This is a genomic window from Ruegeria lacuscaerulensis, from assembly GCF_013034685.1.
In the GTDB taxonomy this organism is placed as follows: domain Bacteria; phylum Pseudomonadota; class Alphaproteobacteria; order Rhodobacterales; family Rhodobacteraceae; genus Ruegeria; species Ruegeria lacuscaerulensis_B.
The window spans coordinates 49,615-62,369 of sequence record NZ_WQGO01000006.1; the positions used below are offsets into that span (position 1 = coordinate 49,615).

12 protein-coding genes are annotated in these 12,755 nt (G+C 59.8%); 4 read left to right on the plus strand and 8 right to left on the minus strand.

Going from position 1 to position 12,755, the window contains the following annotated elements:
* The first annotated feature begins 341 nt into the window (after window positions 1–341).
* A complete protein-coding gene (locus tag GOV80_RS15495) occupies window positions 342–752 on the plus strand; it encodes an ester cyclase (protein ID WP_170786090.1) in 411 nt (136 codons plus the stop codon).
* A gap of 94 nt (window positions 753–846) precedes the next feature.
* Here GOV80_RS15495 and mutT read toward each other — a convergent pair whose 3' ends face one another.
* Genes mutT through GOV80_RS15510 form a run of 3 tightly spaced genes read right to left on the minus strand, consistent with a single transcriptional unit; the run spans window position 847 to window position 3,323 of the window.
* Window positions 847–1,245, minus strand: a complete 399-nt coding sequence (gene mutT, locus GOV80_RS15500) for an 8-oxo-dGTP diphosphatase MutT (protein ID WP_170786092.1) — start codon at window positions 1,243–1,245, stop codon at window positions 847–849.
* Entirely contained in the window at window positions 1,242–2,468 is a 1,227-nt protein-coding gene (argJ, locus tag GOV80_RS15505) for a bifunctional glutamate N-acetyltransferase/amino-acid acetyltransferase ArgJ (RefSeq protein WP_170786094.1), read from the minus strand. Before argJ ends, mutT begins: the two co-directional genes overlap by 4 nt.
* Window positions 2,469–2,474: 6 nt before the next feature.
* Window positions 2,475–3,323, minus strand: a complete 849-nt coding sequence (locus tag GOV80_RS15510) for a peptidylprolyl isomerase (RefSeq protein WP_170771443.1) — start codon at window positions 3,321–3,323, stop codon at window positions 2,475–2,477.
* 176 nt (window positions 3,324–3,499) lie between these two features.
* Between GOV80_RS15510 and secA the strand changes: the two genes are divergently transcribed.
* The 3 genes from secA (at window position 3,500) to GOV80_RS15525 (ending at window position 8,817) form a co-directional block, all read left to right on the plus strand.
* Window positions 3,500–6,217 carry a preprotein translocase subunit SecA gene (secA, locus tag GOV80_RS15515; protein WP_170786096.1) on the plus strand — a complete coding sequence of 906 codons (2,718 nt, stop codon included), beginning with the start codon at window positions 3,500–3,502 and terminating at the stop codon, window positions 6,215–6,217.
* A gap of 100 nt (window positions 6,218–6,317) precedes the next feature.
* Window positions 6,318–7,241, plus strand: coding sequence for a hypothetical protein (locus GOV80_RS15520; RefSeq protein ID WP_170786098.1), 924 nt, complete (start codon window positions 6,318–6,320; stop codon window positions 7,239–7,241).
* Window positions 7,242–7,266: 25 nt separating this feature from the next.
* On the plus strand, window positions 7,267–8,817 hold the full coding sequence (locus GOV80_RS15525) for a substrate-binding domain-containing protein (protein WP_170786100.1): 1,551 nt from the start codon (window positions 7,267–7,269) through the stop codon (window positions 8,815–8,817).
* A 70-nt stretch (window positions 8,818–8,887) separates the two neighbouring features.
* Here GOV80_RS15525 and radC read toward each other — a convergent pair whose 3' ends face one another.
* The 5 genes from radC to GOV80_RS15550 are packed head-to-tail and all read right to left on the minus strand — an operon-like array spanning window position 8,888 to window position 12,738.
* Window positions 8,888–9,643, minus strand: coding sequence for a RadC family protein (gene radC / locus GOV80_RS15530; protein WP_170786103.1), 756 nt, complete (start codon window positions 9,641–9,643; stop codon window positions 8,888–8,890).
* A gap of 35 nt (window positions 9,644–9,678) precedes the next feature.
* A complete protein-coding gene (locus GOV80_RS15535) occupies window positions 9,679–10,413 on the minus strand; it encodes an ABC transporter permease (protein ID WP_170786105.1) in 735 nt (244 codons plus the stop codon).
* Window positions 10,410–11,135, minus strand: coding sequence for an ATP-binding cassette domain-containing protein (locus GOV80_RS15540; RefSeq protein WP_170786107.1), 726 nt, complete (start codon window positions 11,133–11,135; stop codon window positions 10,410–10,412). Before GOV80_RS15540 ends, GOV80_RS15535 begins: the two co-directional genes overlap by 4 nt.
* Window positions 11,132–11,806, minus strand: a complete 675-nt coding sequence (tenA, locus tag GOV80_RS15545; RefSeq protein ID WP_170786109.1) for a thiaminase II — start codon at window positions 11,804–11,806, stop codon at window positions 11,132–11,134. Before tenA ends, GOV80_RS15540 begins: the two co-directional genes overlap by 4 nt.
* The gene (locus GOV80_RS15550; RefSeq protein ID WP_170786111.1) at window positions 11,803–12,738 is read right to left on the minus strand and encodes an ABC transporter substrate-binding protein; all 936 of its coding nucleotides are present in this window, start codon (window positions 12,736–12,738) and stop codon (window positions 11,803–11,805) included. The genes tenA and GOV80_RS15550 overlap by 4 nt, the downstream gene beginning before the upstream one ends.
* Window positions 12,739–12,755 lie beyond the last annotated feature (17 nt).

The window sequence follows — 12,755 nt, forward strand, 5'->3', positions numbered from 1 at the left end:
CCGACTGCGTCTGAGCCAATCTTTCTCTCCTCCCCACCCGACCCCTCCCTTGGGTCGGAAATGGCGGGTTCGGGATGGTGCCCGAACGCCAATGCCCCACGAAGGGACAGGCGGAGGATCAGCGGCAAGTTTTGCCTGATGTTTTCTCAATCCTTACGAATTGTAACAGGGGTAGAGGGGTGATCAATTGGATGGATCGCTGGATCACATCAGTTACGGTTTCGTCGCCACGCCACGATATTTCCGCGCATTTTGATAATGAGCTATTTCAGCGTACCTTGTTTCGTACTGCTTCAGTAAATGGTCAACTCGGTTGACCACAGTTCGTATGGGGGAAACACATGTCTATCCAAAAAGTCGCAAGAGAATTCTTTGAGGCCTGCGATACGGGCAAAGGCTGGGACGCCTGCAAAAACTTTTGCCACGAAGGCGCGACGTTTTCAGCACAAGCCGACGCATTGGCCGACGTCACTTCACTGGAAGGCTACGCAGACTGGATGAAAAACCTGCTGACTCCGATCCCGGATGGTCATTACGAGCTCAAGTCATTTTCTGTTGATGAAGAGCGTGGAATTGCAAGCATATATGCCGTGTTCCATGGAACTCATTCCGTGGATGGCCCAGTGCCAGCTACCGGAAAAACTCTGGCCGCCGAATACGTCTATGCCATTGAGTTTGACGGTGACAAAATCAAACACATGACCAAGATTTGGAATGATGCGCATTCCTTGAAACAGCTCGGCTGGGCCTAATACTTTCGGATCAGGGGCACAGGTCACACATCACGCTTTTCCTACCACCGCGTGCTCTCTTTTGAACAAGGAGGGCATGCGCCCTGCCACGATACTACAACCAATCCCGTAAAATCGGGATCAACGGCACATCTGCAGCGGGCATCGGGTAGTTGCGCAGATCATTTGCACGCACCCATTTCAACGCCTGACCTTCTTTTGATTGAGGTATCCCCTCCCACTTGCGGCAGGCAAATAGTGGCATGAGCAAATGAAAGTCGTCATAGCTGTGGCTCGCGAAAGTCAGGGGCGCAAGACACGAAGCCCAGGTGTTGATGCCCAGTTCTTCCTCCAACTCGCGGATCAGGGCGACCTCGGGGGTTTCGCCGGGTTCAACCTTGCCGCCGGGAAACTCCCACAGACCGGCCATGGACTTCCCCTCCGGACGCTGCGCCAGCAGCACCCGGCCTTCGACGTCGATCAGGGCGACGGCCGACACCAAAATGGTCTTCATGAACGATAATCCGCGTTGATCTCGATATAGCCGTAAGTCAGATCACAGGTCCAAACGGTGGATGCGCCCTCGCCCAGTCCCAGATCGACCGCGATCACCAGATCCTGACCTTTCATGTAAGCGGCGGCGTCTTCCTCGCGGTAATCAGGGCTGACCCAGCCTTTCTCGGCCACCAGAATGTCGCCGAAAGAGATACTCAGCAGGTCGCGGTCGGCGGCGGCACCGGACTTGCCGATGGCCATAACGATGCGGCCCCAGTTCGGGTCTTCGCCCGCAATGGCGGTTTTGACCAGAGGCGAGTTGGCAATCGCCAGCCCATGCACCTTGGCATCCGCGTCCGAGGCCGCCCCGGTCACACGAACTTCTAAGAATTTCGTGGCGCCTTCACCGTCGCGCACCACCTGCTGCGCAAGGTCCAGCATCACCGTTTCAAGCGCCTGCGCAAACGCTGCATTGCCTGTGGCATCCACGCCCGAGGCCCCGGTGGCGCAAAGCAGCAGCGTGTCCGAGGTCGAGGTATCACTGTCCACCGTGATGCAGTTGAAGGTGCGGTCGGTCTGCGCGCCCAGCATCGCTTGTAGCGCCGATTGTTCGACTTGCGCATCGGTAAAGATATAAACCAGCATCGTCGCCATATCCGGCGCGATCATGCCCGAACCCTTGGCAATCCCCGCAATAGAGACTGTTTTTCCATCAATCTCGATCTGCGCCGAAGCCCCTTTGGGGAAGGTATCGGTCGTCATGATCGCCCGCGCGGCGTCTTCAATGGCGTGGCGGCTGAGACCCGCTTTGAGCGCCTCAAGCTGCGATACGATGCGATCATGGGGCAGCGGCTCGCCGATCACGCCGGTGGACGATGTAAACACCCGATCAACCGCGACGCCGGTGGCTTTGGACACGGCCTGCGTCACCTCGGCCACCGAGGTCTGACCGTAGTGCCCGGTGAACGCATTGGCATTACCCGAGTTCACCAAAATCGCAGCCGGACCATCGCTGGCCCCGCCGATCTTGTCCTGACAATCCAGCACCGGGGCCGCGCGGGTGGCGGAACGCGTGAACACCCCAGCCACCGAAGTACCGGGATCCAGCACCGCCAGCATCACATCGGTGCGGCCCTGGTAGCGCACACCCGCCTCAACAGTGGCAAAGCGCACGCCGTCAATTGCGGGCAGGTCGGGGAATGCCGCCGGAGCCAGCGGCGAAACTTTGGTAATCGTTGCCACGGACGGTTACTCCTGAAGCAGTTCGATCTGACGCAGTGCCTCGGGTCCGACACCCTCGGTCGTGGGGCGCTCGATCTCGGCCTGCTGGGTCAGCTCGTCGATGCGAGCCTGAATGATCTCCTGCTGAAGACCTTGGGACAGTTCGGCGCGGACAGCCTCAATATCCGGGGCTTCGGTTTTGCGCTTGTCGTTCAGGGTGACAACGTGCCAGCCGAACTGAGTTTTCACAGGGTCCGAAACCTGGCCCTTTTCCAGACTGACAACGGCAGCCTCGAAGGCAGGCACCATGCGACCCGGGCCGAACCAACCCAACTCACCCCCATTCGGGCCGGACGGGCCGGTGGATTTCTCGCGCGCCAGTTGCGCGAAATCGGCACCGTCATCAAGCTGAGCCTTGATTTCATTCGCTTCTTCTTCGGTTTCGACCAGAATGTGGCTGGCGTTATATTCATCCGCGCCCTGGAAATCAGCATATTGCGCATCATAGGCGGCCTGGATCGCCTCATCCGTCAGATTTTCCTCGATCAACGCATTCACAGTCTGCACCGCACGCAGAGATCGGGTTTCATTCTCGATGCCCAATGCGTTCAGCCGGGTCAGCGCGTCCTGCTGTTGGCCCAGCAATTGCTGCTGGATCAACTGATCGACAATCAGATCATAGAGAACATCGTCTTCGATCTGCTGATATTGCTCGGGCAAGGCTGCGGCAGTAGCGATGATGTGACCCAATGTGATCTCTTCCCCGTTCACACGGGCCACGACCGCGCTGGGATCGGGCTGGGTTTCGGCGGCCAGTGGCAGGGCCAGCACGGCAGTCAGGGCCAGCGATGGCAGAAAAGTGAGGCCTTTGGGCATGGATTCATCCTATTTTCTAGCCGCGACGGGGCGCAGCGTTGACACTGTGGAACCTGCCGCTTACATCGCTTTGAAGCCTTGGACAGGGCCGCCTTTCACCCCCCGTATCTATGGGTTGCGCGCAAGGTGGGCAAGCCTGTCGCAACCAAGACAAGAACAGATCCGCTGGAGTGAACATGCTGGGACTCGGAACGCTCGCCAAAAAGGTGTTCGGAACACCGAACGACCGCAAGATCAAGGCGACCCGCCCCCTGATCGACCAGATCAACGCGCTGGAACCCGAGTTCGAGAAATTGTCGGATGACGGTCTGAAGGAAAAGACCGAGGAATTGCGTAAACGGGCGTTGGACGGCGAGAGCCTGGATGACCTGCTGCCCGAAGCCTTTGCCAACGTACGCGAAGGCGCCAAGCGCGCGCTGGGTCTGCGCGCCTTTGACGTGCAGTTGATGGGCGGCGCGTTCCTGCATCAGGGCAACATTTCGGAAATGAAAACAGGTGAGGGCAAAACGCTGGTCGCCACGTTCCCGGCCTATCTGAACGCTCTGACCGGCAAGGGCGTGCATGTGGTCACCGTGAACGAATACCTGGCCAAGCGCGACTCGGACTGGATGGGCAAGGTTTTTGGCGCTTTGGGCATGACCACGGGTGTGATCTGGTCTGGTCAGCCAGATGCGGAAAAGAAAGCCGCCTATGCCTGTGACATCACCTATGCCACCAATAACGAGTTGGGGTTCGACTATCTGCGCGACAACATGAAGTCCGATCTGGCCGAGATTTATCAAAAATACCACAATTTCGCGATTGTGGACGAGGTCGACTCGATCCTGATTGACGAGGCGCGCACGCCGCTGATCATCTCGGGCCCGTCGCAGGACCGGTCTGACATGTATACTACGATCGACGGGCTGATCCCTTCGTTGCAGGACGACCACTATTCGCTGGACGAGAAATCGCGGAACGTGACCTTCACCGATGAAGGCAACGAGTTTCTTGAAGAACAACTGATCGCAGCCGGACTGATCCCCGAGGGCCATTCGCTGTATGATCCCGAAAGCACCACGGTCGTTCACCACGTGAACCAAGGTCTGCGGGCGCACAAACTGTTCCAGCGCGACAAGGACTATATCGTGCGCGACGGCAATGTCGTTCTGATCGACGAATTCACCGGGCGCATGATGCCGGGTCGCCGTCTGTCGGAAGGTCTGCACCAGGCCATCGAGGCCAAGGAAGGTGTACAGATCCAGCCTGAGAACGTGACGCTGGCCAGCGTGACCTTCCAGAACTATTTCCGCCTTTATGACAAGTTGGGCGGCATGACCGGCACTGCCCTGACCGAGGCCGAAGAATTCCAAGAAATCTATGGCCTGGGCGTGGTCGAGGTTCCGACCAACAAGCCAATTGCACGTGTAGACGAAGATGATCAGGTCTATCGCACTGGTGCCGAGAAATACGGCGCGATGATCGAAGAAACCAAAGAAGCGCAGGAAAAGGGCCAACCAGTTCTGCTGGGCACCACCTCGATCGAGAAATCCGAACTGCTCAGCCAGATGCTGACCAAAGAAGGCATCCAGCACAACGTTCTCAACGCCCGCCAGCACGAGCAAGAGGCGCAGATCGTCGCCGATGCGGGGCGTCTGGGCGCAGTCACCATCGCCACCAACATGGCCGGTCGCGGAACCGACATCCAGTTGGGCGGCAATGTGGAAATGAAAGTGCTGAAGGCGCTGGCCGAAAACCCCGAGGCCGACCCCGCCGAACTGCGCGCGGCCGAAGAAGCAACTCACGCCGAGGAAAAAGAAAAGGTTCTGGCCGCTGGTGGTCTGTTTGTTATGGCATCAGAACGCCACGAAAGCCGCCGCATCGATAACCAGCTGCGTGGCCGTTCGGGCCGTCAGGGTGATCCGGGCCGCACAGTATTTTACCTCAGCCTCGAAGACGACCTGATGCGCATCTTTGGCTCGGAACGTCTGGACAAAGTTCTACACACCCTGGGCATGCAAGAGGGCGAGGCCATCGTTCATCCCTGGGTCAACAAATCGCTGGAGCGGGCGCAATCCAAGGTCGAAGGCCGCAACTTTGACATGCGCAAGAACGTCCTGAAATTTGATGACGTGATGAACGACCAACGGAAAGTGGTGTTCAGCCAACGGCGCGAGATCATGTCTGCCGATGACCTCTCAGATGTGGTCTCGGACATGCGCGAACAGGTCATCGACGATCTGATCGACGAATACATGCCGCCGAAATCCTATGCTGATCAGTGGGACACCGATGGATTGCACGAGGCGATCAAGGACAAGCTGACCATCGACGCGCCCGTACAGGATTGGGCCGCGGAAGAAGGCGTGGATGACGAACAGGTGCGCGAGCGTTTGGTCAAGGCCGCCGACGAGATGATGGCGCAAAAGGCGGCCGCTTTTGGCCCCGAGAACATGCGCAACATCGAAAAGCAGGTTCTGCTGAACACCATCGACAGCAAATGGCGTGAACACCTGCTGACACTGGAGCATCTGCGCTCGGTCGTTGGGTTCCGGGGCTATGCCCAGCGCGATCCGCTGAACGAGTATAAGAACGAAAGCTTCCAGCTGTTTGAAAGCATGTTGGACAGTTTGCGCGAAACCGTGACTCAGCAATTGTCGCGCGTGCGCCCTCTGACCGAGGAAGAACAGCGCGAGATGTTGGCGCAGATGCAGGCCCAACAGGCCCAAGCGCAGCAGGCGGTCGATCAGGCCGCAGGCCAGGCCGAAGCTGTGGCCGAGGCCGAAGCCTCGGGTGATGCGCGACCCGGTTTCGATGAAAACGATCCAAGCACATGGGGCAACCCGTCACGCAACGACAGATGCCCCTGCGGTTCGGGCAAGAAGTTCAAACATTGCCACGGACGCCTGACCTGACATCACCTTAGTTCAGACACAATTAACCCGCGTCACGGCCACATATTGGCCGTGATTGACCCGCAGGGTGCGACTCGCTCCTTCAACTGGGGAGGGTGTTTTGTTTGTAATTAAGAACTACGTGACCACTGGGGGTACCGTTGCCTGTGCCCTGGCCATTGGTTACCTGATGCAGAATGGAACGCCTGCGGAACCTGACGTCCCGCAGACGCAGATCAGTTCTGTCATGGATCACACGGCGATCATCGCAGGGCTGGAGGATATCGTTCTGACCTCCTCGACTCCGGCCCACGAAACGCCGGACGACACCACAACCGGACATCGCAAGCTGCACGCCAACGGGTCTGCCCCCTCGGGCCCGACGGACTGCGCTATCGGCGCACGGGCGCGGGCTGTACCCGGTGCTGCAGCGCAACTGACCGTCCTTGCCCCTTGCCACGCGGGCGAACGGATTGACGTGCATCACAGCGGCCTGACCGTCACGCAACAAACAGACGCGACCGGTCGTCTGGAAGTGACAATCCCGGCGCTCAGCGAATATGCGATCTTCCTGATCTCGGTCGGGGATCAGGCGGGCACTGTTGCGACCACACATATCCCCGATATCACCCATTTCGATCGCGTGGCCCTGCACTGGCAAGGCAATACGGACCTGCAAATCCATGCGCTGGAGTTTGGCGCAAGCTATGGCAGCACCGGCCATGTCTCGGTTGACGCCAAAACACAGGGCGCCGGGCAAGTTGTCCATCTGGGTCAACCCGACCTGAACGACGCGCAGAACGTTCAGGTCTATTCCTACCCTGCAGGGCAATCCGATCAGACCGGCTCGATCACCCTGTCGGTCGAGGCCGAAGTGACCCGGGCAAATTGCGGCCAGGAACTGCACCTGCAATCGCTGGAACTGCGCGGCGATCAGCGCCTCAGCGCGCGCGACCTGTCCGTCACTCTGCCGGAATGTTCGAAAGCGGGTGAGTTTCTGGTGTTGAATAATCTGCTCGAAGACCTGAAAATCGCGGCAAAGTAAAACCGCAGGCAGGCTCGGGCATCTTATGACATTTCTTCGTGTGGCGACCGCCGCACTCTTCTCCTTGGCATCTGCGTCGCAGGCGGCTGCGCAAGACATCACCCTGACCTCGCATGACGGCAAGGTCGAGGTAATCGGCAATCTGCTAAGCTATGACGGCGAGTTCTATCGCATCGACACCCGGTTCGGCGCGCTTACCGTTGACGGCTCGGGCGTGACCTGCACGGGCCCCGCCTGCCCCAGCCTCACAGATTTTGTGGCCGAGGTTCGCCTGTCCGGCGCGTCAGTTATGGCCGAGAACATATTGCCCGCGCTTTTGGTGGCCTTTGCCCGACACGAAGGGTGGGCCGCGACCCCACGACATCTGGAGGGCGGGCAATTTGCCTATGAGCTGACCAAACCCGACCGCGCGGCGCCGCTGGGTCGGTTCGTATTCACCCCCACAACCACCGACCAGGGGTTTGCCGATCAAGTGTCAGGTTCGGCCGACATCGTCATGGCCCTGCGCGAGGTTCGGCCAACCGAGCAAGACAGCGCCATCAAGGCCGGTTTGGGCGATCTGTCCCTGGCCCGGCGGTCCCGCATCGTGGCGCTGGACGCGTTGGTGCCGGTGGTGTCACCGGACAACCCGATCCGACAAATCTCACCCGCTGATCTGGTCCGCATCTTCACCGGAGAGATCACGAACTGGACCAGCCTGGGCGGACCCGACGCGCCAATTGCCGTGCATCTGCCGGACACCGACCCGTCGCAAGCCTTGCAGGACAGTTTGCTGACACCGGTAAACGCCTCGCTGCCCGCAAGGATCAACCAGCATAACCGCAGCAGCGCTCTGGTTCAGGCAGTTGCACGGGATCCGTTCGCCATCGGCATCGCCAGCCAGGCGGCGGTCGACACGGTCCGCGCGTTGCCCCTGACCGGCGGCTGCGGTCACGCGCTGGCGGCGACCCGACAATCCATCAAGACCGAGGATTACCCCCTCACCTCGCCCATGTTCCTATACTTGCCCAACCGTCGCCTGCCCCGGATCGCAAGGCAGTTTCTGGCTTTCGCCCAAAGCCCCGAGGCGCAAGTCGCAATCCGAGATGCAGGTTTCGTCGATCAAGCCCCCGAGCTGTTGTCCATCGACCAGCAGGGACATCGCCTGGCCAACGCCGTTGCCTCGGGCGGGGCTGAAATTGGGCTGGACGAGCTACAACGCATAGTAGGTACATTGCGCGCCCAATCTCGGCTGTCGCTGTCCTTCCGGTTCGAGACAGGCTCCTCCCGCCCCGACGCGCAATCGCGCGCCAACATCCAGCTTTTGGCTCAGCTGGTGGAATCCGGCCAATTCGACACCCGGCGCCTCACATTTATCGGCTTCAGCGACGGCGACGGATCGGCACAAGCTAACGCCCAGATCGCCCTGCTGCGCGCCAAAACCGTGCGCAACGCCGTTCTGGCCGCAATTGAAGCTTCGATCTCCGAAAAGGTCGAACTGAATGTCGACGGTTTTGGCGAAGCCATGCCCATGGCCTGCGACGACACCGAATGGGGGCGAAAGGTCAATCGTAGGGTCGAGGTTTGGGTCCAATAGCCCGGCCCTTCTTCTCGTTCCAAATACGGCGGGGGTGAATCGTCTCCATAGGCCAAGAAGAGCAAAGCCCCTACAAATATCCTTCCGACCGGAAACTCAGTTCTGTCGATTTCCCGATGATCAGGTGGTCATGCAAGGTCAGACCCAACGCGACACAGGCATCCTGTATCCGGGTGGTCATATCGATATCCGATTGCGAGGGCGTTGGGTCACCTGACGGATGGTTATGCACCAGAATAAGCGCCGAGGCATTCAGCTCCAGCGCCCGTTTCGCCACCTCCCGCGGGTAGACCGGCACATGATCGACGGTGCCTTTGGCCTGCTCCTCATCCGCGATCAGCACGTTCTTGCGGTCCAGATAGAAAACCCGGAACTGCTCAGTCTCGCGGTGGGCCATTGTGGTGTGACAATAGTCCAGCAACGCATCCCAGCCCGAGATCACGTGCCGTTGCATCACCCGCGCGCGGGCCATGCGATGGGCGCAAGCCTCAAGGATTTTCAGATCAGTGATGACTGTATCACCCACGCCCTTAATCTGACGCAGCCGTTCTTCGGGCGCGGTCAGCACGCGGTTGAAATCCCCAAACGTATCCATCAGCGACCGCGCCAGAGGTTTCACATCTTGCCGGGGGATGGACCGGAACAGCACCAATTCCAACAGCTCGTAATCCGGCATTGCGGCGGACCCGCCCGACATGAACCTTTCGCGCAGCCGCTTGCGATGGTCTTTGATATAGGAGGGCAATCGACCACTTGGCAGCGGCTGCGCGGGCGCTTCGTCCGTTTCAAACAGCATCGGGGCTTCGGCAAAGGCGTCCTTGGTCATGTCCCAACCCTGACGCCGAATCGGTTTCCAAACCGTTAAGCCGCTTCACCTGCCATGCGCGCCGTGGCGCGGCGGATGATCAGATGCAGCAGAATCGAAAACACGCCCAAGGTCAGCATCGCGGCAAACATCAGATCGGTCTTGGCGCGCCCATTGGCCAGCAGCATCAGATAGCCCAAGCCTTGGGACGAGCCCACCCATTCGCCAATCACAGCCCCAATGGGCGCATAAACCGCCGCCAGCCGCATCCCCGAGGCCAGCGAGGGCAGCGCCGCCGGAATGCGGATATGCCACAACACCGCGCGCGGGCTCGCCTGCATTGTGCGCGCAAGGTCCAGATAACCCGGCGGTGTGCGCATCAACCCGTCGAAAAAGGACGAGGTGATCGGGAAATAGATGATCAGCACCGCCATCGCGACCTTGGACCACAATCCATAACCCAGCCACAGAGTCAGCAACGGGGCCAGCGCAAAGACCGGAAGCGCCTGCGTAAAGACCAGCATCGGCTGCACCAACACCCGCGCGGCGCGTGAATTGGCCAGTTGCAGCGCGGTGATCACGCCCAGAACCGTGCCGAGGGCGAGCCCGATCACTACCTCTACCGCTGTAATCCACGTATGTTCGGCAATCACCCAGCGGTTCTGCCACCATGTCTCGGCCACCAGCGCAGGACCGGGCAGGATGAATTTCGGCAGGCCCGTCAAGCTGACAATCGCCTGCCATACGGCCAGCGCGAATACAGTTGCGGCAAGGACAGACAGGATCTTCATGCCGCCTCTCTCAACAACCGCAACAGCGCGCCCTGCGTCTCCAACGTTTCCAGATCATCCACATGGCGCGGGGCCGGGGCCGAGGGCGGATCGCAGGGCGTCAGCCCCTGCGCGGTCATCACCATGATGGATTGACCCAGACGCGCGGCCTCGGCCGGATCATGCGTCACCAGCAACACGGTGCGCCCGGCCAGCGCCTCGGCCGCCAGATCCTGCATATCGGCGCGGGTGCGGGCATCGAGGGCCGAGAACGGCTCATCCAACAAAACGATGGGACGATCCTCCATCAACGTGCGCGCCAGAGCCACGCGTTGGCGCTGACCACCAGACAATTCACCGGGTTTCTTGTTCAAATGATCCTGCAATCGCATCCGCTCGATCAGACGATCCCGGCGGGCCAGGTCGGGTTTTTCCCCGCGCAGTCGCGCGCCCAGCGACACATTCTGCGCCACCGTCGCCCAAGGCAGCAGCAAATCATCCTGCGCCATATAAGCCACACGACTCGGCACCGGCTGCGCGTCGCTGGCAGTGATTTGCCCAGCAAACGCAGCACCCGTTTCCAACCCCGCGATCAGGCGCAGTACGGTGGTTTTCCCTACGCCCGATCCACCCAGCAAACAGGTCCACTGCCCGGCCCCAAGGGTCAGGGTCAAAGGCGCGAATAAGGGCGCGCCGTCGATTGTGGCCGAGCCACTGATGGTCAGATCAGGCGCTTGGGTCACGGGGTCAGGCCCATTTGCCAGAAATTGACCTCCAAAGCTGTTGCTGTCTTGAACGTCTCACAGAGACGGCCCCAACGCGGAGAAGCCTCAAAATAAGCCCCTATACGTCGTGTTAGAGCCTGATCCAACAACTCTCCGACCGCTTTGCACGCGCTCTGGTAGTCCTCACCGGCATAGGTGTTGATCCAATCGCGATAGGTCTCGGATGTCGCTTCAGCAGCCAGCCGCGCGCCGATCTCACCATAACCCATGACACAGGGCGCAAGGGCGGCCAGCAGGTCCAGCAGATCTCCGCTATACCCGGCCTCTAGCACGAACCGCGTGTATGCCAAATTCTCGGCCCGTTCGGGGGTCGCGAACAGCTCCTCCTGCGAAATCCCGGCCGCTTCGCAGATGCCGATATGCAGCTGCATTTCTTCGGCGACCAGAGCATTCACTGTTCCCACAGCGGTCAACATCTCGGAATGCGTTTCCGATTTCACCACCGCCAAGGCCCAGGCGCGGCTAAAATGGATCAGGAAGACGTAATCCTGACGCAGATAGTGCAGGAACGCCTCACGCGGCAGCGTCCCGTCCTTCATCCCTTCGACAAAAGCGTGGCGGGTATAGTCCCGCCACGGCCCTTGCGCCGCATCACGCATCAGCGCGAATGCTTTGCCGTAACCGCTCATTGCGCGGTCACATCAATGGTGATGTCACTAACCGGATTGATGCTGTCGATCATGCCGCTGTCTTTCAGGAACGCCTCGAACCGCGCGTACCGACCAGCGTCAAAACCAGCCGGGCGCAGGGCGAAACGGGGCAGAGTGTCGACCCATGCGCGCGCATTCAGCTCATCCTGCAGCTCGGGCGAGGTGGCGGCGAAAATCTCCCAGCTTTTTTCCGGGTTGTTGACGATATACTGCGTGGCTTTCTCGGTCGCGGCCAGAAAACGCGCGATCATGTCGGCATCCATGGTTTCGGGGTTGGCCACATAGATCAGCTCATCGTAGGGCGGCACACCTTCTTCCTCGATGTAAAAGCAGCGGCCCGCGACACCTTCGATATCCATTTGGTTCAGTTCGAAATTGCGGAACGCACCGATCACCGCATCCACCTGCCCGGTCATCAGCGACGGCGAAAGCGAGAAGTTCACGTTGATCAATTCGATATCGTCCAGCGCCACACCATGGGCATTCAGCATGGCGGTCAGAATGGCCTCTTCCACGCCCGCGACCGAGAAGCCGATCTTTTTACCCTTGAGGTCGGCCAAAGATTTAATCGGACCGTCTTCCAACACCAGCAGGCAGTTCAGCGGGGTCGCAACCAGCGTGCCCACGCGTTTCAGCGGCAGGCCTTCGTGGATTTGCAGGTGCAGCTGCGGCTGGTAGGACACGGCCAGTTCAGCTTGACCTGCTGCCACCAGACGCGGGGGGGCCGAGGGGTCAGCGGGCGGGACGATTTCAACCTCAAGCCCCTGCTCGGCGAAATAGCCATTTTCCTGCGCCACGATGATCGGGCCGTGATCGGGGTTGATGAACCAGTCCAGCAGGACGGTCATTTTGTCCTCGGCCCAGGCTGGCGCAGCGGCCAGCAGGGCGATGGCAGTAATCAGTTTTTTCATATCTCGCGTTTCCTTTT

Bases quoted from the DNA above. Each gene is read 5' to 3' on its own strand.
- GOV80_RS15495 (WP_170786090.1), top strand. From the start codon at position 342: ATGTCTATCCAAAAAGTCGCAAGAGAATTCTTTGAGGCCTGCGATACG.
- mutT (WP_170786092.1), bottom strand. From the start codon at position 1,245: ATGAAGACCATTTTGGTGTCGGCCGTCGCCCTGATCGACGTCGAAGGC.
- GOV80_RS15510 (WP_170771443.1), bottom strand. From the start codon at position 3,323: ATGCCCAAAGGCCTCACTTTTCTGCCATCGCTGGCCCTGACTGCCGTG.
- secA (WP_170786096.1), top strand. From the start codon at position 3,500: ATGCTGGGACTCGGAACGCTCGCCAAAAAGGTGTTCGGAACACCGAAC.
- GOV80_RS15525 (WP_170786100.1), top strand. From the start codon at position 7,267: ATGACATTTCTTCGTGTGGCGACCGCCGCACTCTTCTCCTTGGCATCT.
- radC (WP_170786103.1), bottom strand. From the start codon at position 9,643: ATGACCAAGGACGCCTTTGCCGAAGCCCCGATGCTGTTTGAAACGGAC.
- GOV80_RS15535 (WP_170786105.1), bottom strand. From the start codon at position 10,413: ATGAAGATCCTGTCTGTCCTTGCCGCAACTGTATTCGCGCTGGCCGTA.
- tenA (WP_170786109.1), bottom strand. From the start codon at position 11,806: ATGAGCGGTTACGGCAAAGCATTCGCGCTGATGCGTGATGCGGCGCAA.
- GOV80_RS15550 (WP_170786111.1), bottom strand. From the start codon at position 12,738: ATGAAAAAACTGATTACTGCCATCGCCCTGCTGGCCGCTGCGCCAGCC.